Genomic DNA, 21,753 nt, shown 5'->3' on the forward strand with positions numbered 1-21,753 from the left:
GGCGATCGTGCCCGATCCGGCGACGATCAGTAGGACGAGCTGGAGTAACTGCTTCCGAACGGGGACGACGAGAACGCGTCCTGCAGCTGGTTGACCTTCACCGCTCCGTAGATCACCAGCAGGATGAACAGCAGGCTGGCGATCGAGGTGAGGACGTAGGTCGTCGTGCGCAGGATCGTCATCGCGAGCGATCCGTCGACGGCCGGCTGGGCCGGCTGGGCCACGGGGGCCCGGCCGGAGTCGGCCCGGTGGGCCGCCGGCGGGACGATGCGCTGCTGTGCGTGCGGCGGGAGGGTGCGCTGCTGCGTGACGGTACTGGGCCACGGCTGCTGCTGGGAACGCTGCTGGGGGACGGTCATGCCTGCTCAGCGTCGCGCAGACGTGTCCCGTTAGCTGCTGTGGCCCTCGCTCACCCGGACGTGTCTTCGCGTTCGTGAACGGTGGTCGTCGAACGGGCACCGGGGCGGGCCGGCGCCGCTAGCGTCCGGTGGGTGGACGGGCCCGGGTTCCACGTCGAGCCGGACGTGCTCGACGAGGCGGCGCGCGGGATGGCCGAGGTCGTCGCGGAGCAGGACGGGGCCGGACTCGACGCGCTGGCCGGACCGCCGGAGCGCTACGGGCACGACGCCGTGCACGCGACGATGGCCGAGTTCTGCGGGGCGTGGACGATCGGGATCGACGCGCTGTGCGACCGGGCCAGGCGGAACGGCACGTCACTGAGCGAGGTCGCCACGGCGTACCGCGATGCCGACGCGCACGTGGCGCGCGCGCTCACCGGGGATCCCGGCGCACCCGTCGTCGAACCCGAGATGCCGGCGCCGAGGTGAGAACGCGTACACGGCGGTCGAGCGCCGCCGTGCGGGCCATGCGCGGCACGGGCGTTTCCCGATGTCGGGGTCCGGGACCCGGTTCCCGGCCGGAGCGATCGCGGTGAGCACCGAGCTCGGCTCGACCGAGGATCCGCGGGCACTGGTCCCCGGCGACCCGGCGAGCGTCGCCGCCGACGCGCGTGCGCTGGCCGATCGCGCCACGGCTGTGACGCGGACCGGGGAGGCGTTGCGCCGCATCGGGACCGGCGCCTGGACCGGACCCGCGTCCGACGCGTGGCGCGAGCACCACGACGAGGACGCCGTCCGCTGGTTCCGAGGTGCGGACAGCCTGGACAGCGCCTCCCGGGCACTGGCCGGCCACGCCGACGCGCTGCAGCGGGCCCAGTCCGAGGCGGCCCGCGCGCTCGCCGCGTGGCGGGCGGGAGAGGCCGCGACGGCCGACGTCCGGCGCCAGGTCGAGGCGGGCGCGACCGCCCCGCCGGTCGATCCCGGTGACGCGGCGCGACAGGACGCGGTGCGGATTCTCGCCGCCGCACGGGCGGACGTGCAGCGCTCCGGCGACCGGGTCGCGTCGGTGCTGCGGGGTGAGGCGGCGCTCGCTCCGCGGGACTCGCAGAAACAGACCGACGCCGACTTCTACCGCGGGATCCGGGACAGCATCTCCGGCGCCGCGGAGGGCGCCTGGACGCTGGTGAGCGACCCGGCTCTCGCCGCGGCCGGGGTCGTGCAGGCCGCCGCGCATCCGGCGGACACGGCGAAGAACGCCATCGCCTACGACGACTGGACGTCCGGTCACGAACCGAGGGCGTTGGGGCGCAACACGGGCGATCTCATCCTGGGTGCCGCCACCCTCGGCGCCGGGAAGATCACGTCCATCCTGGGGCGGGAGACGCGTCTGGCGGGGGAGCCGGATCCTGTTCCGTCGCCGAAGCCCGAAACGCCCGCGGCGCCTGCGGCACCGGTGGGTGCCGGCCCGAAGACCGACGCGGTGCGACGTGTCGTTCTCGATCAGAGTGGGAGCCCGCACGGCGTCGAGGACAGCAGGGGCGTGTACCTGGTGGATAGCCAACGACTGAAGAATCTGCGGCAGTCGTTGCATGCAGAACTGGGGGATCCCGACACGGCGGTCAGCAACGCGAAGGGTGACCGCGAGACCTGGACGCTGAGCACGAAACCGCAAATGACCGTGACCTACCGTTCCTTCAGCTCGTCCGGTGGCCCCACGATCGACATCAACAACGTGGATGGCTTGACGGTCACCCGATTCCACATCAAGAAGGGGCCTCCATGAGCGCCGCCCGTCCCTACGACGAGACGATCGACTACCTTCGCCGATATGCCGCCGAGGACTGGCTCTCCCTGGCAACCGTCCTCGTATGGGCGAACGGGGTGGCGGGTGCCGACGCCACCGTTTCGCAGATCGTCGACATGACTGTACGAATGTCGGGGGATCTTATTGCCGGCGGCGCACCGGCTGGCGATCTCGTGGCGGACGATCGGGACTTCGTGCCATGGCCAGGTGGATCGACCGCCCAGCTCGAGCGGATCCGCTCTGGCCTGTCGCCATTCGTCATTCGTGACGAGATCCCAGCCGACTTCGAGATCTGCTGGTTCCACAAGATCGACGCCTGACCTCGCACAGGATGTGGTGCCCTCACACACGCCCGAGCACGTGCGACGGCCCCCGAACCTCTGCGAGGGCGGTCAGCGCGTGTAGATGCCGGTCGGTTCGGCGTGGTAGCCCTTCATCCCGACGGCCCGGGCCAGGTCGGTGCGGGGTTCACCCGTCGTGCGGATCAGGTCGGCGACGACGTGGACGTCGTAGCGCGGGGTCCAGCCCAGGTCGGCGCGGGCGCGGTCGTTGACGTACACGCGGTCGAGTGCCGGGAGCATCCGCCAGCCCCGCTCGTCGAGGAACTCCGCGACGTCCGGGCACCGCCGGGCCAGCACGGTCGGGGCGTCCCGGCCGAGCTCGTCCAGGTCGTCGCGACGGAACGGCGTTGTGGCGCTGACGATGTAGCGACCGAATCCGAGGTCGGGCGCGCGGCGGGCGGCGCACAGGTGCGCGTCGACCACGTCGGTGATCTCCACCCGGCGGTAGGTGAACTCGATCAGCTTCAGGTTCGCGTCGTCGTAGGCGGTGCGGACGTCGTCGGTGTCGTCGCCCTCCGGGAAGAACCGCGACGTCCGCAGCACGACGACCGGGAGCCCGTCCGCCGCGGCCAGCTCGCAGAGGTCCTCGGCGGCCACCTTCGTCGCGCCGTAGACGTTGCGCACCACCGGCGCCACGTCCTCGGTGATCCATACTGCCGGCGACCCGGGCGGCGGGCGCAACGCCTTGCCGAACGCCGACGTGCTGGACGTGAACACGACGCTGCGCACGCCGGCCTCGGCCGCGCACTCCAGCACGGCGAGCGTCCCGGCCACGTTCACGTCGACGAACGCCTGACGGCCGTGCGACTCCACGTGCGGCTTGTGCAGCGTCGCCGTGTGCAGCACGTGCGTGACGCCGTCCATCGCGCGCCGCACGACCGACCGGTCCGCGACCGAGCCGACCACAGTCGTCCATGGCGAGGACAGCACGTCCAGCCCGACGACGTCGTACCCGTTGTCCCGCAACGTGCGCACCAGTGCCTCGCCGAGGTGGCCGGAGCTGCCGGTGACCAGGAACCTCTCCATGGCTACGAAGTCTGCTGGTCCGGATCAACCGGTTTCATGCCCGCCACGAACAGCGCGACGAGCGCCTCCTCGGCGTCCGCCCGCGCGGCGACGGGGTCGTCGGCCGTGGCGATCACGAGCGCCGCCTCGCAGGACATGCTGAACAGCAGCTGGGCCAGCACCTCCGGCGACCCGGGCAGCGCGAACCCGGCCGCCGCCAGCGCCTGCAGGCCGGTGATCAGCATGCCCAGGAAGTACTCGTGCTCGATCTCCCGCCACTCCTGCCAGCCGAGCACGACCGGCGCGTCGATCAGCGCGATCCGTCGGACCTCCGGGCGCTCGCAGCTGTCCAGGAACGCCGCCACCGGTGCGCGGACGTCGAGCGTCGCAGCGGACTCCTGCAGCACCGGAGCGATCTCCGCCGCCGTCTCGGCCTCGATCTCGCGGAAGACGGCGCGGAACACGTCGTCCTTGCCGGAGAAGTGGTGGTAGAGCGCGCCGCGGGTGAGGCCGGCCTCGGCGACGAGCTGCTCTGCGGAGACGTTCGCGGCGCCGTGCTCGGCGAACAGCCGCCGCCCCGCGCCGACGAGTGCGGCGCGGGTCCCCGCGGTGCGTTCCGACTGGCTACGACGACGTGCGGGCACGCGCGAAGTCGACCACAAGCTCGGTCAGACGCTCCGGGCGGTCCAGCGGGACGAACGTGTACGAGTCGTCGACCTCGACGACCGTCGCGTCCGGCAGCACATCGGCGAGCCTGTGCGCCAACGACATCGGGAACAGCCGGTCCTCGGATGCCCACGCCAGTAGCACCGGCTTCGGGAACCGGCGCAGGCCGTCCACGGCGGCGAGCGTGTGCCGCCGGTGCAGCCCGGTCAGGAAGCGCCGCAGGTCCGCTCGGACGGCCGGGTCACGCGACGGGGTCAGGAACGGCGTCGCGTCGACCGGCCGCTTCGACAGCCATCCGAACGTCATCGGCAACCGGTGGAACACCCGCGGCCGCAGCGCGGCGGCCAGCACGTCCACGGCGCAGGGGACGCGGGCCAGCGTCGTCAGGTAGTTGAACATCGGCGGCAGGAAGTGCTCGAACGAGTCCGACGGCGTCAGCACCACCCGTCCGATCCGCTCCGGATGGTTCGCCATCAGGATCTGGGTGATCGCGCCACCGGTGTCGTTCGCGACGACCGTGACGTCGTCGAGGTCCGTCCGCTCGCAGAACTCGGCGATCATCGCGGCGACGCCGGGCGGGGACAGGTCGGCGTCCGGCACCGGGATCGTGTGCGCGCCCATCGGCCAGTCCGGTGCGACACAACGGAACCCGGCTCGCGCGACGCCGGGCACGACATCGCGCCACAGTCCGGAGTGGACGAGGAGTCCGTGCACGAACAGCACGGGTGGTCCGTCCCCCTCCTCGTGGTACCGGATGCGGCCACCGCTCAGCTCGATCTCTCGCGTCTCCACCCGAGAAACATACATGCTGTACGTATCTAAAGAAAGCGCTCGTGGATCCGGTCGATCGACCAGATGGCGCTGTCGTCGCCACCGTGGGCGGCGAGCAACGCCGGGAAGTACTCGGCGAGCGCGCGGTCGTAGCCGAGCGACCCGTCCACGAGCTCGACGGCGGCGGCCACGATCCGATCCAGATCGGACTCGACGCGAGCCCGGGTCATCGTCGGCGTACGGGCGGTGCCGTCCCGATCGGTCACGACGGCGGCCGGGTCGAACTGCGTGAACACCGGGAAGCGGTCCGGTTCGGGGATGATCGACCGGAACGGCACGTGGTTGAAGAAGTACTCGAACCAGCGCCCGCCGGACAGCGTCAGCCACGGGGTCGCGACGGCCAGCGCGGCCATCCCGAAGCCGGTGTGCGGTGACAGGAACGCGCCGCACGTCTCGACGAGGGCGAGCTGCTCGGCGATCGGCCGGTCGAACCCGTCGACCGGCCGGGAGGGGTGGTCGAGCAGGCGTCGCCGGTCGCCGTCGTCGAGGCTGGTGGCGGTTCGTTCGCCGGCGGCGCTGCGTCCGACGAGGACGATCTGCAGGCCGTCGATCGCGCGGGTCAGGGCGTCGACCACGAGCAGCCACGAGTCGGCCGACGGGTACAGCGACGGCTCCGACGAACCGGCGGGCAGCAGCGCGATCCGCGGCCGGTCCGATGTGGAGCGTGCGGCGTCACGGGCACGCTCCGGCAGGTCGAGCCGCAGCGGCGTGTGCGGCACGTACCCGACCCGCGAGTCGCCCACGACGGTCCGTCGCTCGCGCGCGTGCAGGCGGGCGTCGCTGGTCGCGTAGTAGTCCCGCATGCCAGGGAACATCTCGAGCTGGATCGCCTGGTGGCGGCGGAAGTCGTCGCAGATACAGTCCCACTCCCGTGGCATATCGTCCGAATAGGACGCCGGGCCGGCGTCGAGGAACGGGTGCCGGATCGGGTGGACCGTGGCGATCGACGGGCACCATCCGGCCAGCTCGGTCGGCGCCGCGGCGTTGAGCGCCACGGACACCCGTCGCCCTGGACCCGCGGCGTGGTGACCGTTCGCGTAGTACAGCGCCTCGATCACGTGCCCGACCGGGTGGGCGTAGAAGAAGTTGACCAGCAGGTCGTCCACGCCCGCGACCGTGTCAGGGCCGTACCCGACGCTGCACCCCGTTTACTCCGAGCCGAGCAGCTCCCGCAGCTCCGCGACGGCCGTGCGCAGCTCGTCGGCGTAGCGGTACATCTCGTCCGCCACCGACTCCGGCGTGCTCAGGTGGACGTGCAGCCGGTCCGGCAGCAGCACGTACGCGACTCCGATGCACTGTGGACTCGTCGAGCCGAAGCCGAAATAGCGGATGTTCGTCGACGGCGCCGAGCTCGTCGACAGATAGTCGCTGCGCATGATCTGCCAGCCGGGCGAGTCGAACAGCGCCATCGGTGCGGTGGCGCCGAGTTCGGCCCCTCGACGTTCCTGGATCAGCTGCAGCTCCCAGAGGTGCTGCTCCGGAGCGTCGCCCGCCTGGCTCTCCTTGGCGCGCTTGCCGTGTGCGGCCGCTGCGGCCCGGAACGCCTCGCGCTTCGCGTCGTCGGACGCGTCGGAGGACTGCATCGCGTCGACGAACGCCACGATCTCCGGCGTCACCACGCGCATCGCCTCGGTGCGGCCGTGGTGGAACTGCCGGGTCGCGATCGACTCGTACGTCGCGCCGGTCAGGCCCTTCGCCCTGCGGTGCGCGAGCTGGTAGGCCATCTGCACGAACGCGTCCGGCGAGCACTTCAGCGCCTTCGCGTCCTCGGCGCCGAAGTCGTCGAACGTGATCGGCTGGGTCGCGGTCGCGGCGAGGTAGGCGTCGAACTCCTCGGCGGCGGACCGGATCTCGGCGCGCAGCGCGTCGTCGAGATCCCACTCGACCGGCGCGACCGCGGGATCGCCCTGCGATCGGGTGCCGATCCGCTCCGCGTGGGTCTCCACCGGCTCGTCGAACATGGCGTCGACGAGCGTGAGGACCGTCGTTCCGTCCAGCTCGCAGTGCTCGATGTTGATCCCGCACGAGCCGTCGGCCAGCACGAGCAGCGAGACGGCCTTGTCGAACCACCGGTTTCCGCTGTCGCCGGCCAGCAGATGTCGGCACGCCTCGTGCTCGTCGGCGGGCGTCACGTCGTCGAGGCAGACACAGAACAGCGCGCGTTCGACGAGGTCGACGGAGGCCTGGTCCAGCCGGGCGCGGACCGCGGCCCAGTCGGCACGGGCCTTCGTAGTCAGTGAGCCGACCGACTCGTCCACCGGCGCGCGCTCGGACGCCGACGCCAGCACGGCCCGCATCCCGGCCGCGATCTCGTCCACCGTGTGCGGGACGCCCTCGGGCCCGATGACGTCCAGTGTGTACATCCGGCCGCGGGAGAACACGACGACGTGCCGCTCGGTCGACGGTCCCGGCCAGTCGTCGGTGTACGGGGTGCGCACCGAGTCCTGCGGGTCGCCGGGGATCCGGGTCGTGGAGAACAGGTGCTTCGACTGCTCCATCGACTGCGGCACACCGCGGTTGACCAGCGGCGGGAACGACTCGTCGTCGAGCTGGGCCTTGTGTCCGAGGGCCGCGACGGTCAGCTCGGCGGCGCGGACCGGCTGGTCGGCGCCGGTCGGGTGGAACTGGAAGAAGAAGTTCGCGTTGACCGCGATCCGGTCCCGGCGGCCGAGGTAGCGGCGCGGCCAGAACTCGTCGAGCCAGCTGTGGGCGCCCTCGGCGAAACGCTCCAGATCGGCCTGCAGCGTCCACACCGGACTGTCCGGCGCGAGCAGCTCGCGCACGGCAGCCTCCGTCTCGGCGCGCTGCGGGTCGTCGAGGAGCGGGGCGCACCACTCGAGGAAGCGCTGGGCGGAGTCCTCGACGGACGGAAGCGGCACGTGGGGCAGCGCGTCCTCGTTGCCGAACGTGCGGGTCGAAGTCTCGGTCACGCGGGTCGTCCTCGCTTCGTTGTCGCCGGGGGAGCGGGCCTCAGTCCATCAGCTCGTCGACGCGCACGCCGCGCGGGGCGACGTGCTCGGCCAGCACCCGTCCGAACAGCTGGCGGGTCCGCTCCTCGCTGCCGACCACCCCGGGTCGGGAGCTGTAGGAGAAGATCGCGCTGTGCCGGGATCCGGATCCGGACACCTCGGTCACGCGGTGCAACGAGTACCGGCCGCGGAAGATCTGCAGGTCGCCCGGGTTGAGGGTGATCCGCCGGACCAGGTGCTCCCCACGCCCGGCCAGGACGTCGGCGACGGCAGCCGTGTTCTCGTCACCCGCCGACCGGATGTCCGGGCAGTACTCGAACACCCCGCCCGCCTCCGGGGCGCGGGTGAGCAGGCTGATCGCGACCTCGTTCGTGTCGAAGTGCCACGGGTGTGAACGGCCGGGCGTGACGACGTTCAGGCACAGGCCGGCGAGCGGGTCGGCGAGCTCGTGCAGCTCGCCCATGTCGGCGCACGCCGACAGGAACCGCCGGAAACCGGGGTCGCGGTACAGGCGGTGGACCGCCAGGTCCTCGGGAATCCGGTCCCGCGCGACGAACGCGTTGCCCCGCTCCAGTGGCACCCGCGCCGGATGGTCCGGCGGCAGCGTCGGGTCCGGCGCGGTGTTGTAGACGTTCACGACCCGCGTCTCGTAGTGCGCATCCGGAGCGACCCGGTCGCCCTCGTCGTGCAGCCGCTCCAGGACCGACGGGGGTACGACGCCCGGCAGCACGGCACATCCCGTCGAGGCCAGTCCCTTTCTGGCGCGGGCGACGGCCGACGTCCAGGCCGGGGCCGACGGGTCGTGCAGCGGGTAACGCTCGGTGTCGATCACGTCGGAGACGTCCGTTCGTGACACGGCCCTCACCGCGCTCCCTCCTTCGCCGGTCGGCGGCGTCGACGGGTCCGGACGGACCGCGGGATCATTCAAACCGGCGGCGACGTACCGTGTCCATGCCGTGACCTGACCCCCCGGTTGGGGGTGGCGGGATCGAATCCGGGCCACGACGGGTTCGTTGCCGCGGGTGAGACACCGTGGTCGACGTACAGACGAGGAGTCATCCCATGGGTGCCATGAGCCCGACGCACTGGCTGATCGTCATCGGCGTTCTCGTGCTGCTGTTCGGCGCGAAGAAGCTGCCCGACCTGGCCCGTTCCGTGGGGCAGTCGACCCGCGTCCTGCGCGGGGAGATGCGCGGCCTGCGCGAGGACGAGGAGACGCCCGGGACGCCGACGGCCGCCCCGACCGCCGTCGAACCGCCCGCCGTCCCGGCTCCGGCCGCGACACGCACCGACGCGACCTGATCCGCCCGCGCGCGGGGAACCCGGAGGCGCGTCGGTCCGGGGAACGCGCACTGGTCCGGCGAGCGCACTGGTCAGGGGAACGCGCAGATCCGGGGAGCGCGCTGGTCCGGGGAGCGCGCTGGTCCGGGGAACGCTGACCTGGGGAACGTGCGCTGGTCCGGGGAACGCTGACCTGGGGAACGTGCGCTGGTCCGGCGAGCGCGCGCCGATCTGGGAAACGCGCACCGGTCCGGCGAGCGCGCGCCGATCTGGGAAACGCGCACCGGTCCGGCGAGCGCGCGCCGATCTGGGAAACGCGCACCGGTCCGGCGAACGCGCGCCGATCTGGGAAACGCGCACCGGTCCGGCGAACGCGCACCGGTCCGGGGAACGTGCGCCGGTCCGGCGAACGGGCGCCGGTCCGGCGAACGGGCGCCGATCTGGGAAACGCGCGTTGGTCCGAGGAACGCGCGTTGGTCCGGGAAACGCGCACCGGTCCGGGGGAACGTGCACCGGTCCGGCGAGCGCGCGCTGATCCGGGGAACGCGCGTTGATCCGGCGGACGCGGGTGTTCTGTCGCGCGCGTTCTCGCGGGACGCATGCGTTCCGCGGATCACGACGCGCGAGTGACCTGGGGGAGGCGAGCCGCGACGGCGTCGAAGTCGGCGATCTCGTCCCAGGTCCACCTCACGACGGTGCGGACCCCGGGCTGAGCACGTAAGGCGTCCTCCCTTCGCTTCTCCCGCATGACGGCGTCTCCCAGCTTCTCGCCGGGGCGAAGCGAGCGGCCGTACTTCTCCATGCCGTCGAACTCGCCGATGATGCCCTCTCGCGGCCACCAGAAGTCGACGGTCCCGACATGTCGGCCCCGTGCGTCGTCGAACCGGTGTTGGAGCACTGGATGCGCGACGCCGAGGACGTCCATCCGGACGCGGGCGCGGGACTCGCCGGGACCGTCCGCGCGGGCGTCGGCGAACGCGATCACCGAGCGGGCCCGGCCCGCTCCCCGTCGTCCGCCCGCCGCCAGCACGGCGGCCGCCAACTCGTGCGCGTCGACGACCTCGGTGTGCAGAGCCGCGTCGGCGATCGCGACCGCCGTCTCGAACGGGGTAGAGCGCGCCACGTCGACCACGGTTCGTGCCACCGAAGTGGTGGGCAGGCCGTCGACCAGCACGATCTCGTCGGATGCCAGGGAGGTCGCATACGAGCGCAGTCGACGTCCGGCGCGGCCACCGGATCGGCGATCTCGGCTGATGTGGACGGTTCCCAGCGGGACTCCCCACACCGGAAGCCGATGGCGGACCGCTGCCGACACGTGGCTGACGACTGCACCGGGCGCGAGCTGGGCGTAGGTGGCCTCGGTCAGTGCGCGATGTCGTTCGTCGGCGTCGCGCCACCGCGGGTCGGTCGCGTCGAGGTAGGCGCCGGGCCGCAACGGGGCGATCTCGCCGGTGCGGAGGGCCCGTCGGACGTCGTCCTCGGACATGCCACGGCGGAGCAGGTCGGGGCGGAGCAGGAGATCGGTCACAAGACCGACGGTCGCCGACCCGGACGCATCTGACGCCGCGATCGGACGAGCTGTGGACAACGGCTTCAGGTTGTGGACAGCCGGCATCATCAAACGCCCGACACGTCGGAGGTCGCGGCGACCGAACGCGTGCGTTCGCCGAACCCGGTGCGCGTATGCCCGACCGCCAGTCGAACGCGTATCCGGACAGCGAACGCGCTCCGTCGCGGAGAATGCGCGCGTCGAAACACGAGCGTTCTCCGAACCGGTGAGCATCTATCGGATCAGCGCGCGTTCTGCGGACGACCGCGTTCGACGGACGGCCGGCGATCACGCCCGCTCGAGCGGCGAACGCGCGCAGGGTGGGAGCACGCGCGCCCCAGGGCGCGAGCGTCTACCGGATCGCGGCGCGTCTACCGGATCGCGGCGCGTCTACCGGATCGCGGCGCGTCTACCGGATCGCGGCGCGTTGGCCGGATCGCGGCGCGTTGGCCGGATCGCGGCGCGTTGGCCGGATCGCAGCGCGTTGGCCGGATCGCAGCGCGTTAGCCGGATCGCGGCGCGTTAGCCGGTTCGCGGCGCGTCCGACCGGTTCGAGGCGGGGAAGCCGACAGAACGCCACCAGACCGGGGAACGCGCGCAGAACGGGAGTACGCGCGCGACTGAGCGGCTGCGTTGGCCGGATCTCGGGGCGTTCGACGGTTCGCAGCGTGTTCGCCGGGTTCGAGGCGCGGAAGCCGACCGGAGCACGTCGCCAGACCGGGTAACGCGCGCCGAAGGGGAGTACGCGCGCGACTGAGCGCGTGCGTTGGCCGGATCTCGGTGCGTTGGCCGGATCTCGGTGCGTGCGCGAGCTCGGAGCGTGAAAGCCGGTCGGAGAACACGCCCGCCAAGCAGGAGAACGCGCGCATGTTGGGAGTACGCGCGCGACCGATCGCGTGCATTCCCCGGATCTCGGCGCATCGGCCGGATCAGCGCGCGTTCTGCGGATTAGCGCGCGTTCGTCGGCTTGGAGCGCGTTCGTCGGATCAGCGCGCGTCGTCGGCTTGGAGCGCGTTCGTCAGCTCGGATCGCGTCGTCGGCTCGGATCGCGTCGTCGCGGCTCGGGCGCGGATGCCTGTGGGGCGTGGCGGTTAGCCTGCGCTGATGAGTGGCGGGACGACACTGGTCACGGGCGCGAGTCGCGGCATCGGAGCGGCGACGGCGCGGTTGCTCGCGAGCCGGGGCGTCGATCTCGCACTGGCCTGTCGTCATCCGGGCGAGGAGATCGAGAGCGTCGCGCGGGACTGTCGCGACGCCGGCGTGCGGGCCGTCGTGATCGGGGCCGACCTGGCCGTCGAGTCCGATGTGGTGCGGATGTTCGACGAGGCGGGTCCGATCACCGGACTCGTCGCGAACGCGGGTGCGGCGCCGTCGTTGCAGCGCGTCGAGGACATGAGCGCGGAGCGGATCGACGAGGTCCTGGCGCTGAACCTGCGCGGGGCGGTGCTGTGCTCGCGGGAGGCGGTGCGGCGGATGGCCCCGCGGCTCGGAGGGTCCGGCGGCGCGATCGTGCACGTCACGTCCCGGGCTGCCGTGCTGGGCGCGCGGGGGGAGTGGGTCGACTACGCCGCGGCGAAGGCCGGTACCGAGGCGCTGACCGTCGGCCTGGCCAAGGAGGTCGCCGCGGACGGGATCCGGGTCAACGCCGTCCGGCCCGGTCTGATCGACACCGAGTTCCACGCCAGGGCGGGAGAGCCGGGGCGTGCGGCGCGGGTGGCGTCGGCGGTTCCGATGGCGCGGGCCGGACGGCCGGAGGAGGTCGCCGGGGCGATCGCCTGGCTGCTCGGCGACGAGGCGAGCTACGTGACGGGCGCCGTCCTGGACGTGACGGGCGGTCGCTGAATGGTGCGGTGACCGGCGAGGTGGCCGACGTCCGCACCGCTCGGCGCGCCGTCGATGGCGTTGAGCCGCTCCCGGTGCCGATCTTGAAGCACGTGTCGGGGTCCGATTGCACACTACGCTTGTCAGGTGCATCTGCAATTGCGGATGCAACTCCAGCGAGGGGACGACGCAATGGAAGACGGCACGACCAGGGTCTGGCGGAAGAGCAGCGCGAGCAACCCTCAGGGCAACTGTGTCGAACTGGCAATGCTGGAGCACGGCCGCGTCGGCATGCGCAACTCCCGGGATCCGCACGGTGCCGTGCTCGACTACCCCGCCGTGGCGCTCGACGCGTTCCTCGGGATGGTCCGCGACGGCGCGCTCGACGAGCGCTGAGGGCGACATGAACCGCCCTGTGCGATGCTGACTCCGTTCGGCCGAGCGGCTGCGCCGTCCGGACACGGGATGCGGCGGAGTGGCGGATGGCGGACGAGCAGGGCCCGCGGTGACCGGGGTGCCGGTTCCGGCGGACGATCCGGGGCCGACCGCACTGCGGATGATCTTCGGCGGTCAGCTGCGCAGGCTGCGTGAACGGGCCGGGGTGACCCGCGAGGACGCCGGTGCGGCCATCCGCGGGTCGCACGCCAAGATCAGCCGACTCGAGCTGGGCCGGGTCCGGTTCAAGGACCGCGACGTGTCCGACCTCCTCGCCCTCTACGGCATCGGCGACGGCCCGGACCGTGACCAGCTGCTGGACCTCGCGCACCGCGCCAACCAGCCGGGGTGGTGGCAGCAGTACGGCGACGTCCTGCCGTCGTGGTTCGAGACCTATCTCGGTCTGGAGCCCGCCGCGGCGACGATCCGCAACTACGAGATGCAGTTCGTCCCCGGTCTGCTGCAGACCGAGGAGTACGCGCGCGTCGTCGTCGGCCTCGGGCGCGCTCCCGATCCGGACGGCCGCGCCGTCGACGTCCGGATGCGTCGCCAGCGGCTCCTGGACTCCGAAGCGGGGCCGCGGTTCGTCGCCGTCGTCGACGAGACGGCCCTGCGCCGCCCGCTACCCGGCGTCGATGCCATGCGCCGTCAGCTACGGCACCTGGCGGAGATGAGCGAGGCCCCGTCGGTGGAGCTGAGGATCGTGCCGTTCCGCGCCGGCATGCATCCGGCCGCCGGCGGCGCGTTCAGCATCCTGGACTTCGCCGATCCGGAGCTGCCGCCGATCGTCTACCTCGAGCACCTCACCAGCGCGCTCTACCTGGACAAACACGCGGACGTCGATCGCTACGACGAGGCGATGCGGCGCCTGTGCGAGATCAGCGTGTGTCCGGAAGGGGCTCCGGCCGTCCTGGAACGGATCGGTCGCGAACTCTAGTGCCGCATCGCGAAACGTTCGGCACCGATTCCGGCACCGACGTTGCGCGACGGCACTAGAACTGGGGCCGCAGGTACGGACGCCGGGTGCCCCAGCGGCGACGCGAGTCCCGTCGCGTGTCGAGCGGGACGACGGTCGCCTCGTCGCACAGCGCGCACCGTGATCCGGGCGGGCTGGACAGCGACGCGGGGAGCACCATGTGCCCGCAGACGGCCGTGCAGTGGCCCGTCCCGGCCGCCAGCGACTCGGAGAGCACGGCGTGCGCCACGGCGTGCGTCCGACCGTCACGGGCGCAGGTGACGAGAGCGTTCTGTTCGACGGTCTCGGCGTCGGCGACCGGGGCGCGGCGGTTCATCGCAGGCCCTCCGGCGTGCACGCGCCGAGGTCCGAGCGGAGTCGCAGGACTGGCACGACGGGCACCTCCGGGGCGGTGGGGCGGAACATCCATAGTGCGACGCGGAGCGTGCAGATGCAAGTGCATCCGCACGATCGGCCGAACCCTTTCCCGTCGCGGTGGCACAGAGTGGTGAGCGACACGCATCCCGGGGCTCGGGTGCTCGGGTGGCGTTCCGGACACCGGGCGCACGGCCGACCGTCACAGGCCGGTCCATCTGCGGATACCGGTGCCGAACGGGAGCCGCGGCTGGACCGTTCCGCAGGTGTGACGCGTCACAGAACGTGCAGCGCACGGGTACCGGGGGCGCACGCAGGACCTGCGTCGTCCGAATGCGGCTGTTAGTTTCGGTCGACATGACCGCACCCGAGAAGGCCGAAAGACGCAAGGCCGATCCCGGATCCGACATCGTGATCGGCTCCCCGTCCGTGGCCGACGGCGTGCGCATGTGGGAACTCGCCGTCGCCTCCGGTGTGCTCGACGCCAAGCCCCGCTACGCCTACGCACTCTGGTGCCGGGACTTCGCGCAGACGTCCGTCGTCGCACGGCGGGACGGCGACGTCGTCGGCTACGTGACCGGCTACATGCGCCCCGAGGCGCCGACGACGGTGTTCGTCTGGCAGGTGTGCGTCTCGTCCGCCGCCCAGGGTGCGGGTGTCGGCGGCCGGATGCTCGACGCGGTGTTCGCCGCGGCACCCGGCGCCGACCGGATGGAGACGACGATCACGCCGGACAACGAGTCGTCGATCGCCCTGTTCACCGCGTTCGCGAAGCGTCAGGGCCTGACGATCGACAACACCGAACTGTTCGGGCGTGATCTCCTCGGCGACGAGCACGAGCCCGAGTTCCTGTACAGCATCCGACCTGCCATCAAGGGGTAGAGGATTCATGACCGTTTTCGAGGATCTCGAGTCCGAGGTTCGCAGCTACTGCCGGAACTGGCCGGTCGTGTTCGACACCGCGAAGGGCAGCCGGCTCACCGACGTCGACGGCAATTCCTACCTCGACTTCTTCGGCGGGGCCGGTGCGCTGAACTACGGGCACAATCCCGAGGTGCTCAAGGGTCCGCTCCTGGAGTACTTCCAGCGCGACGGCATCACCCACGGCCTGGACATGTACACCACGGCCAAGGGCGAGTTCCTGCACACGTTCGAGGACGTGATCCTCAAGCCGCGCGGCCTCGACTACAAGGTGCAGTTCCCCGGACCGACCGGGGCGAACGCCGTCGAATCCGCCCTGAAGCTGGCGCGCAAGATCACCGGCAAGGAAGCGCTGATCAACTTCACGAACGCGTTCCACGGCATGACGCTGGGCGCGCTGTCGGTCACCGGCAACTCGATGAAGCGCGGCGGCGCCGGTATCCCGCTCGTGCACTCGACGCCGATGCCGTTCGACAACTACTTCGACGGCAAGTTCCCCGACTTCCTCTGGTTCGAGAAGGTCCTCGACGACGCCGGCTCCTCCCTGAACGACCCGGCCGCGGTCATCGTGGAGACGGTCCAGGGCGAGGGTGGTCTGAACCCGGCGCGCATCGAGTGGCTGCAGGGCCTGCGCGACCTGTGCACCCGCAAGGGCCTGCTGATGATCGTCGACGACGTGCAGATGGGCTGCGGGCGGACCGGCCCGTTCTTCTCGTTCGAGATCGCGGGAATCCAGCCGGACATCGTGACGATCTCGAAGTCGATCTCCGGATACGGCCTGCCGATGGCGCTGGTGCTGATCAAGCCGGAGTACGACCAGTGGGGTCCCGGCGAGCACAACGGCACGTTCCGCGGCAACAACCCGGCCTTCGTCACGGCGACCCACACGCTGCGCCACTGGTGGTCCGACGACGTGTTGGAGCGCGACACCCTCCGCAAGGGCGAGAAGATCGAAGAGGCGTTCGCGAAGATCGTCAAGGACACGACCGGCACGACCGAGTGCTTCCAGAAGGGCCGGGGCATGGCCCGCGGCATCCAGTTCGACGAGGAGGGCCTGGCCGAGAAGGTCGCGGCCAAGGCGTTCGAGCACCGGCTCCTGCTGGAGACGGCAGGCCCGGACGACGAGGTCCTGAAGTTGCTGCCGCCGTTGACGACCTCCGATGATGAGCTCGACGAGGGACTTGCCATCATCGCGGAGTCCGTACGAACCGTCACCGGGAGCTGAGCAACAACATGATCGTCCGCACCCTCGACGAGATCACCGACACCGAGCGGGACGTCGAAGCCGAGAACAAGCAGTGGCGCAGCAAGCGCATCGTCCTCGCGAAGGACGGCGTCGGGTTCTCAGTGCACGAGACCGTGCTCCAGCCGGGCACGATCAACGACTTCTGGTACGCGAACCACATCGAGGCCGTCTTCATCACCGAAGGTGAGGGCGAGCTCTACGACAAGGACAACGACATCACGTACCAGCTGGCGCCCGGCTCGATCTACGTGCTGAGCGGTAACGAGAAGCACCAGCTGCGCCCGAAGACTCTGATGAAGACCGTCTGCGTGTTCACCCCGCCGGTCACCGGCCGGGAGGTCCACGACGAGAACGGCGTCTACCCGCTGATCACCGAGTAGTCGCACCGTCTCACGAAGGGGTGTTTCCGCCGGTAGTCGGCGGGAACACCCCTTCGTCTTGAGTACCAGGACACCTCACCCGTCGAAGGGATACAGATACCGAGGAGGAATGCTTCATGACTGCCGTGGCAGGCAGCGAAGCCAGGACCGCGGACCGCTACTCCACCCGGGTCTCGACGACGCCCGCGTTCGTCGAACGAACGGAACCGACCGTCTGGGGTGACGAGACGAGCGCCGGGATGTTCGGGGCCCAGGAGCTGGCCGCGCACGCCCGGGACGGCTTCGTCCAGGTCCCCGGGCTGCTGAACAGCGAGGAGGTCGCCGGCTACCAGGCCGAGCTGGACCGCCTCGCGGGCGACCCCGCCGTCCGCGCCGACGAGCGGTGCGTCATCGAGCCGGACTCGCAGTCGGTCCGCTCGATCTTCGAGGTCCACAGGATCTCGAACGCGATCGCCCGCCTGGTGGCCGACGAGCGCGTGCTCTCCCGCGCTCGCCAGATTCTCGGCTCGGACGTCTACGTCCACCAGAGCCGGATCAACTACAAGCCCGGGTTCGGCGGCGGCGGCTTCTACTGGCACTCGGACTTCGAGACCTGGCACTCCGAGGACGGCATGCCCTCGCCGCGTGCGGTCTCCTGCTCGATCTCGCTGACCGACAACCACGCGTTCAACGGCTGCTTGATGATCATGCCGGGGTCGCACCGGACGTTCGTCTCCTGCGTCGGTGAGACGCCGGAGGACAACCACCTCAGCTCCCTGAAGGAGCAGGAGATCGGGACGCCGGACGACGACTCGATCACCGCGCTGGCCGAGCGGCACGGCATCGCGATGGTGACCGGGAAGGCCGGGTCGGCCACGTTCTTCGACGCGAACTGCATGCACGGCTCCGGTGACAACATCACCCCGTACTCCCGCTCGAACATCTTCCTGGTGTTCAACAGCGTGGAGAACGCCTGTGGCGAGCCGTACTACGCGCCCGCGCGCCGCCCGGAGCACGTCGGGGCGCGCGATTTCACCCCCGTGCACTGATCCCCACTCCGAACGAACGGCACCTTCGAGCAATGACACTGCTCGAAGGTGCCGTTCGTTGCGAAGGGGGCGGCGTTGCGGAGGGGACGGGGCGGGTCAGAACGGCAGCAGTTCCGGGCGCTTCGGCAGGTAGCCGTCGCCGGTGTGCTCGCCGCGCAGGCGCTTGCGGACGTAGGGCATCACGTGGTCGCGCACCCACCGCAGGTCGTCGGCCTGGCGGGACACCCACGGCGTCGGCTCGCCCGCCGGCCACGGGGCGCGCCAGTCGGCGGGCACCGGCTCGCCGAGGAACTCCAGCACCCGCAGCGCGACGCGTTCGTGCGCGTCCGGCGTCAGGTGCAGCCGGTCCTCCGCCCAGGCGCGCGGATCGGCCAGCACGTCCATCGCCCACAGGTCGACGACCCGGCAGCCGTGCCGCTCGGCGGACGCCCGCATGGACTCGTTGTAGACGGCGATACGGCCGCGGAGCCTGCGGATGAACGGGTGCATGCGGCGCAGGTCGAAGCCGGTGAAGATCAGGACCTCGGCCCCGGTCGCGACGAGCCGGCCCAGTGCGGCGTCGAAGCGCGCCGCCAGGTCGTCGGTGTCGCAGGCGAAACCGATGATGTCGTTGCCGCCGGCGCAGAACGTGATCAGGTCGGGGCGCAGCCGCTCGGCCACTGGCACCTGCTCGTCGACGATCTGGTCGAGGACCTTCCCGCGCACGGCGAGGTTCGCGTACTCCAGACCGGGATGGTCGACGGCGAGCCGCTCGGCCACCCGGTCGGCCCAGCCGCGCACGCGGCCGTCCGGGGTCAGGTCGTCGAGCCCCTCGGTGAAGCTGTCCCCGATCGCGACATAGCTGTGGTAGTCCACGGTCACCGCCTCCCCCGTCGGAACCGGGTCCCCGCGACCGGCCGGCGTCTCTTGTCGTTCACCCCGGCGTCGGCCGGTTGTCGACCTATGATCACCCCGTTCCGCCCTGTGCGCCAGGATCTGTGGGATCTCCGGCTCGGATAGGGCACCCTTAGTGACGTGAGCATGGACCGCGACCGCGTCGCCCCTCCCGACCCGGGCCTGGCCTCCCTTCTCGGCGGCCGGGCGGGTGCGGTCGACGCGTCCGTTCCCGTGGTGCTGTTCGTCGCGGTGTGGGCGCTCGTCGACCTGCCCAGCCCCGGACCCCTCTGGTGGGCGTCCGGTGCGGCCGTCGCCGGGGCGGTGGCGGTCGCCGCGGTCCGGCTGTCGCAGGGCCGCAAGCCACGCGCCGTGCTGTTCGGTCTGCTGGGGGTGGCGGCCGCCGCGACGGTCGCGCTCTCCACCGGGCGGGCCGAGGACTTCTTCCTGCTCCAGCTCGTGTCGAACGCCGCGAGCGCACTCGTGTGGCTGGTCTCGATCGTCGTCCGGTGGCCGTTGCTCGGCGTCATCGTCGGAGGCGTGCTCGGCCAGAGGACCCGGTGGCGGCGGGACCCGGATCTGGTCCGCGGATACCAGCGGGCGAGCTGGGCGTGGGTGGCCCAGTACGTTGTCCGGCTCGCCCTGTTCGTCCCCTTGTACCTGGCGGGCGACGTGGTCCTGCTGGGGCTCGTCCGGACCGTCGCGAGCCCGGTGCTGGTAGGGCTGAGCGTGCTCGCATCCTGGCCGTTGCTGCGTACGGCCCTGCCGGGCGATCATCCGGGTATTCGTCACCCCCGGTGACGCTCCGGCCTCGTGGAGCCGTAGAATTCGTGATGTCTCCGTGATCTTTCGGGTGCTCTGGTGAGGTCTCTCACAACGGGTGATCGCCTGGAGGGGTGAGCGCGTCGGAGACGTTGTCCTCCCGGAGCCTCGAGAACGAGACGGACCCCCAAGGAGCCATGCCACACCAGCAGAACCCGGAGCGCGGCCCGGACCGGCCCCGCAGCCACGGTCACCGCACCGCGACGCCGGACGCCCCCCACCTGCCCCGCCAGCGGCACGAGACGCCGTCCCGGCCGCCGGCCAACGCGACACCGCCGGGCGGGCGCCCGGCGACCGCGCCGCGCCAGACGCCTCCGGGCGGTGCGCTGTCGAGCGGTCGTCCGGCCGCTCCTGCGCCGCGGCCCACGCGGATGATGCCCGGGCCGGGCACGCCGGACGCCGGCAACGCCCGTCCGACCGACATCGTGTCCCCGCCCGTGTCCGGCCCGCCCGGATCCGGTGGCCGCTCTGGCGGTAGTGGCTCAGGAGGCGGCTCCGACGACGGCGACTCCACCACGAAGCAGAAGAAGTCGAAGTCGGAGTCGGACCTGCAGTTCACCAAGATCGTGGCAGGTGCCGGCGCGGCCGTCGTGACGGCCGTGCTGGGGTCGTTCCTCGGCGCGGTCGGCACGATCCTGGGCGCGGCACTCGGGTCGATCATCACGACGGTCGCGACGACGTTCTTCCAGCGCTCACTCGAGACGACCCGCGCCCAGGTCACCGACAAGGGACAGAAGCTGCTCGAGCGGCGCACGGCCCGTCATCCGGGCAACGCGGCATGGCAGGCCGCCGCGGCCGACGGCGGCAACGGAGTGGCCGGGCCGGGCTCGCAGGAGACCGTCCGTATCGACCCGTCCGCGGTCGGCGCGACGCAGGTGGCGCCGTCGTCGTCCGGGCGTCGCTGGACGCTGCGGAAGATGAGCCGCAAGCAGGTCCTGTTCTCCGTGCTCGGCGCCCTGCTCGCGTTCGGGCTGGCGATGTTCCTGATCACCGGCATCGAGTGGGTCAAGGGTTCGACGATCACCGGCGGCAACTCCGGCACCTCGATCGGCAACGTGGCCAACGGCACGTCGACCTCACAGCAGAGCACCACCGACCAGAACTCGGACACCGGCACGTCGACCTCGGAGAGCACGACGTCGACGAGCGACCCGAGCTCCGACCAGTCGGACGGGTCCACCGGCACGTCGCAGAACGACGACAACGGCGACAGCGGTTCCAGCTCCAGCTCGACGGCGACGTCGAACCCGCTGGGCGGCCTGAACAACATCGTCCCGACCCAGGGCAACGACTCCGGTCAGCGGCAGTCCGCGCCGGCCAACGGGAACTCGGGCGGCGGGGCGAACAGCTCCAACTAGCACGACCACCCGAGAAGGGCCCCGGCCGGAGAGATCCGGCCGGGGCCCTTCCGCGTGCTCAGCCCGCAGCGCGCAGCCGGGACGACAGACGGGCGGCGGCGTCGGCCGGGTCGTCCGCCTCGGTGATCGCCCGCACGACGACGACGCGGCGGGCACCCGCGTCGAGCACCTCGTCCAGGCGCTCGTGGTCGATCCCGCCGATCGCGAACCACGGCCGGTCCGGCGTCCGACCGGCGACCGTGCGGACCAGGTCGAGGCCGGGCGCGGACCGTCCGGGCTTCGTCGGTGTCGGCCAGCACGGACCGGCGCAGAAGTAGTCGACTCCCGGCTCGTCCGCCGCGGCAGACGTCTCGTCGGCGCTGTGCGCGGAGCGTCCGACGATCACGTCGTCGCCGACGACACGGCGGGCCCAGGCGACCGGCAGGTCGTCCTGGCCGAGGTGCAGCACGTCGGCCCCGGACGCGAGCGCGACGTCGGCGCGGTCGTTCACCGAGAACAGGGCGCCGTGCCGGGCGCAGGCGTCGGCGAGCACCTCCAGCGCGGCCAGCTCCTGCTTCGCCTCGAGCGGACCGTCCGGTCCCTTGTCGCGCAGCTGGATCACGTCGACGCCGCCGGTCAGCGCCGCGTCCAGGAACTCGGCCAGGTCGCCACGCTCCCGTCGGGCGTCCGTGCACAGGTAGAGGCGGGCGTCGGCCAGCCGCCGTCGCCGGGATTGCGCATCACGAGCCACCACGGCGGGAACCCTACGGCGTACC

At 71.3% G+C, this 21,753-nt stretch carries 24 protein-coding genes; 13 read left to right on the forward strand and 11 right to left on the reverse strand.

Going from position 1 to position 21,753, the window contains the following annotated elements:
• Positions 1-26: 26 nt before the first annotated feature.
• Entirely contained in the window at positions 27-359 is a 333-nt protein-coding gene (locus EV378_RS19745; RefSeq protein WP_132428471.1) for a hypothetical protein, read from the reverse strand.
• Positions 360-491: 132 nt separating this feature from the next.
• On the opposite strand from EV378_RS19745, the gene EV378_RS19750 reads away from it, so the two are divergent.
• The 3 genes from EV378_RS19750 (at position 492) to EV378_RS19760 (ending at position 2,462) form a co-directional block, all read left to right on the forward strand.
• Positions 492-827 carry a hypothetical protein gene (locus EV378_RS19750; protein WP_132428473.1) on the forward strand — a complete coding sequence of 112 codons (336 nt, stop codon included), beginning with the start codon at positions 492-494 and terminating at the stop codon, positions 825-827.
• Between the two features lie 103 nt (positions 828-930).
• Positions 931-2,121, forward strand: coding sequence for a putative T7SS-secreted protein (locus EV378_RS19755; protein WP_132428475.1), 1,191 nt, complete (start codon positions 931-933; stop codon positions 2,119-2,121).
• Positions 2,118-2,462, forward strand: a complete 345-nt coding sequence (locus tag EV378_RS19760; RefSeq protein ID WP_132428476.1) for a hypothetical protein — start codon at positions 2,118-2,120, stop codon at positions 2,460-2,462. The genes EV378_RS19755 and EV378_RS19760 overlap by 4 nt, the downstream gene beginning before the upstream one ends.
• Before the next feature lie 72 nt (positions 2,463-2,534).
• Here EV378_RS19760 and EV378_RS19765 read toward each other — a convergent pair whose 3' ends face one another.
• The 6 genes from EV378_RS19765 to EV378_RS19790 are packed head-to-tail and all read right to left on the reverse strand — an operon-like array spanning position 2,535 to position 8,810.
• A complete protein-coding gene (locus tag EV378_RS19765) occupies positions 2,535-3,509 on the reverse strand; it encodes an NAD-dependent epimerase/dehydratase family protein (RefSeq protein WP_132428478.1) in 975 nt (324 codons plus the stop codon).
• Between the two features lie 2 nt (positions 3,510-3,511).
• Complete coding sequence (locus tag EV378_RS19770; RefSeq protein ID WP_132428480.1) at positions 3,512-4,132, reverse strand: TetR/AcrR family transcriptional regulator; 621 nt, start codon at positions 4,130-4,132, stop codon at positions 3,512-3,514.
• On the reverse strand, positions 4,113-4,946 hold the full coding sequence (locus tag EV378_RS19775; protein WP_243653660.1) for an alpha/beta fold hydrolase: 834 nt from the start codon (positions 4,944-4,946) through the stop codon (positions 4,113-4,115). Before EV378_RS19775 ends, EV378_RS19770 begins: the two co-directional genes overlap by 20 nt.
• Positions 4,947-4,972: 26 nt before the next feature.
• Positions 4,973-6,091: a glycosyltransferase family protein gene (locus EV378_RS19780; RefSeq protein WP_132428484.1), complete on the reverse strand. Its 1,119-nt coding sequence runs from the start codon at positions 6,089-6,091 to the stop codon at positions 4,973-4,975.
• Positions 6,092-6,133: 42 nt separating this feature from the next.
• Positions 6,134-7,915, reverse strand: a complete 1,782-nt coding sequence (locus EV378_RS19785) for a choline/carnitine O-acyltransferase (protein WP_132428486.1) — start codon at positions 7,913-7,915, stop codon at positions 6,134-6,136.
• A gap of 40 nt (positions 7,916-7,955) precedes the next feature.
• Positions 7,956-8,810 carry a HalD/BesD family halogenase gene (locus EV378_RS19790; protein WP_165922399.1) on the reverse strand — a complete coding sequence of 285 codons (855 nt, stop codon included), beginning with the start codon at positions 8,808-8,810 and terminating at the stop codon, positions 7,956-7,958.
• A gap of 206 nt (positions 8,811-9,016) precedes the next feature.
• Between EV378_RS19790 and tatA the strand changes: the two genes are divergently transcribed.
• Entirely contained in the window at positions 9,017-9,256 is a 240-nt protein-coding gene (tatA, locus tag EV378_RS19795; RefSeq protein WP_132428490.1) for a Sec-independent protein translocase subunit TatA, read from the forward strand.
• Between the two features lie 592 nt (positions 9,257-9,848).
• Here the strand turns inward: tatA and EV378_RS19800 are convergent.
• Positions 9,849-10,763, reverse strand: a complete 915-nt coding sequence (locus EV378_RS19800; RefSeq protein ID WP_132428492.1) for a hypothetical protein — start codon at positions 10,761-10,763, stop codon at positions 9,849-9,851.
• Between the two features lie 1,125 nt (positions 10,764-11,888).
• On the opposite strand from EV378_RS19800, the gene EV378_RS19805 reads away from it, so the two are divergent.
• The 3 genes from EV378_RS19805 (at position 11,889) to EV378_RS19815 (ending at position 13,977) form a co-directional block, all read left to right on the forward strand.
• Positions 11,889-12,626, forward strand: coding sequence for an SDR family oxidoreductase (locus EV378_RS19805; protein ID WP_132428494.1), 738 nt, complete (start codon positions 11,889-11,891; stop codon positions 12,624-12,626).
• Positions 12,627-12,797: 171 nt separating this feature from the next.
• Entirely contained in the window at positions 12,798-13,001 is a 204-nt protein-coding gene (locus tag EV378_RS19810; RefSeq protein ID WP_243653661.1) for a DUF397 domain-containing protein, read from the forward strand.
• Positions 13,002-13,119: 118 nt separating this feature from the next.
• The gene (locus EV378_RS19815) at positions 13,120-13,977 is read left to right on the forward strand and encodes a helix-turn-helix domain-containing protein (protein WP_243653662.1); all 858 of its coding nucleotides are present in this window, start codon (positions 13,120-13,122) and stop codon (positions 13,975-13,977) included.
• Between the two features lie 55 nt (positions 13,978-14,032).
• Here EV378_RS19815 and EV378_RS19820 read toward each other — a convergent pair whose 3' ends face one another.
• Positions 14,033-14,332, reverse strand: a complete 300-nt coding sequence (locus EV378_RS19820) for a hypothetical protein (protein ID WP_132428496.1) — start codon at positions 14,330-14,332, stop codon at positions 14,033-14,035.
• A gap of 395 nt (positions 14,333-14,727) precedes the next feature.
• On the opposite strand from EV378_RS19820, the gene ectA reads away from it, so the two are divergent.
• The 4 genes from ectA to thpD all read left to right on the forward strand — a co-directional run bounded on the left by ectA (position 14,728) and on the right by thpD (position 17,945).
• Positions 14,728-15,252 carry a diaminobutyrate acetyltransferase gene (gene ectA, locus EV378_RS19825; RefSeq protein ID WP_132428498.1) on the forward strand — a complete coding sequence of 175 codons (525 nt, stop codon included), beginning with the start codon at positions 14,728-14,730 and terminating at the stop codon, positions 15,250-15,252.
• 7 nt (positions 15,253-15,259) lie between these two features.
• A complete protein-coding gene (gene ectB, locus EV378_RS19830; protein ID WP_132428500.1) occupies positions 15,260-16,516 on the forward strand; it encodes a diaminobutyrate--2-oxoglutarate transaminase in 1,257 nt (418 codons plus the stop codon).
• A gap of 8 nt (positions 16,517-16,524) precedes the next feature.
• Positions 16,525-16,917, forward strand: a complete 393-nt coding sequence (locus EV378_RS19835) for an ectoine synthase (protein ID WP_132428502.1) — start codon at positions 16,525-16,527, stop codon at positions 16,915-16,917.
• 125 nt (positions 16,918-17,042) lie between these two features.
• Entirely contained in the window at positions 17,043-17,945 is a 903-nt protein-coding gene (gene thpD / locus EV378_RS19840; RefSeq protein ID WP_207908961.1) for an ectoine hydroxylase, read from the forward strand.
• Positions 17,946-18,041: 96 nt separating this feature from the next.
• Here the strand turns inward: thpD and EV378_RS19845 are convergent, their stop codons facing one another.
• Positions 18,042-18,806 (reverse strand): SGNH/GDSL hydrolase family protein, encoded by a 765-nt coding sequence (locus tag EV378_RS19845; protein ID WP_132428506.1) that lies wholly within the window; start codon positions 18,804-18,806, stop codon positions 18,042-18,044.
• A gap of 159 nt (positions 18,807-18,965) precedes the next feature.
• Here EV378_RS19845 and EV378_RS19850 point away from each other — a divergent pair, with 159 nt between their 5' ends.
• Together EV378_RS19850 and EV378_RS19855 are read left to right on the forward strand one after the other, a co-directional pair.
• The gene (locus EV378_RS19850; RefSeq protein ID WP_132432427.1) at positions 18,966-19,619 is read left to right on the forward strand and encodes a DUF3159 domain-containing protein; all 654 of its coding nucleotides are present in this window, start codon (positions 18,966-18,968) and stop codon (positions 19,617-19,619) included.
• A 158-nt stretch (positions 19,620-19,777) separates the two neighbouring features.
• Positions 19,778-20,998, forward strand: a complete 1,221-nt coding sequence (locus EV378_RS19855) for a hypothetical protein (RefSeq protein ID WP_132428508.1) — start codon at positions 19,778-19,780, stop codon at positions 20,996-20,998.
• Positions 20,999-21,056: 58 nt separating this feature from the next.
• Here EV378_RS19855 and thiE read toward each other — a convergent pair whose 3' ends face one another.
• Positions 21,057-21,731, reverse strand: a complete 675-nt coding sequence (gene thiE, locus EV378_RS19860; protein WP_165922400.1) for a thiamine phosphate synthase — start codon at positions 21,729-21,731, stop codon at positions 21,057-21,059.
• Positions 21,732-21,753: the final 22 nt, after the last annotated feature.

Source organism: Pseudonocardia endophytica (assembly GCF_004339565.1).
GTDB lineage: Bacteria > Actinomycetota > Actinomycetes > Mycobacteriales > Pseudonocardiaceae > Pseudonocardia > Pseudonocardia endophytica.

What these genes read in the sequence shown, in the direction of transcription:
- EV378_RS19805 (WP_132428494.1), top strand. Translation starts at nt 11,889, where the DNA reads ATGAGTGGCGGGACGACACTGGTCACGGGCGCGAGTCGCGGCATCGGA.
- EV378_RS19820 (WP_132428496.1), bottom strand. Translation starts at nt 14,332, where the DNA reads ATGAACCGCCGCGCCCCGGTCGCCGACGCCGAGACCGTCGAACAGAAC.
- tatA (WP_132428490.1), top strand. Translation starts at nt 9,017, where the DNA reads ATGGGTGCCATGAGCCCGACGCACTGGCTGATCGTCATCGGCGTTCTC.
- ectA (WP_132428498.1), top strand. Translation starts at nt 14,728, where the DNA reads ATGACCGCACCCGAGAAGGCCGAAAGACGCAAGGCCGATCCCGGATCC.
- EV378_RS19760 (WP_132428476.1), top strand. Translation starts at nt 2,118, where the DNA reads ATGAGCGCCGCCCGTCCCTACGACGAGACGATCGACTACCTTCGCCGA.
- EV378_RS19765 (WP_132428478.1), bottom strand. Translation starts at nt 3,509, where the DNA reads ATGGAGAGGTTCCTGGTCACCGGCAGCTCCGGCCACCTCGGCGAGGCA.
- EV378_RS19745 (WP_132428471.1), bottom strand. Translation starts at nt 359, where the DNA reads ATGACCGTCCCCCAGCAGCGTTCCCAGCAGCAGCCGTGGCCCAGTACC.
- EV378_RS19850 (WP_132432427.1), top strand. Translation starts at nt 18,966, where the DNA reads ATGGACCGCGACCGCGTCGCCCCTCCCGACCCGGGCCTGGCCTCCCTT.
- EV378_RS19835 (WP_132428502.1), top strand. Translation starts at nt 16,525, where the DNA reads ATGATCGTCCGCACCCTCGACGAGATCACCGACACCGAGCGGGACGTC.
- EV378_RS19810 (WP_243653661.1), top strand. Translation starts at nt 12,798, where the DNA reads ATGGAAGACGGCACGACCAGGGTCTGGCGGAAGAGCAGCGCGAGCAAC.
- ectB (WP_132428500.1), top strand. Translation starts at nt 15,260, where the DNA reads ATGACCGTTTTCGAGGATCTCGAGTCCGAGGTTCGCAGCTACTGCCGG.
- EV378_RS19855 (WP_132428508.1), top strand. Translation starts at nt 19,778, where the DNA reads ATGCCACACCAGCAGAACCCGGAGCGCGGCCCGGACCGGCCCCGCAGC.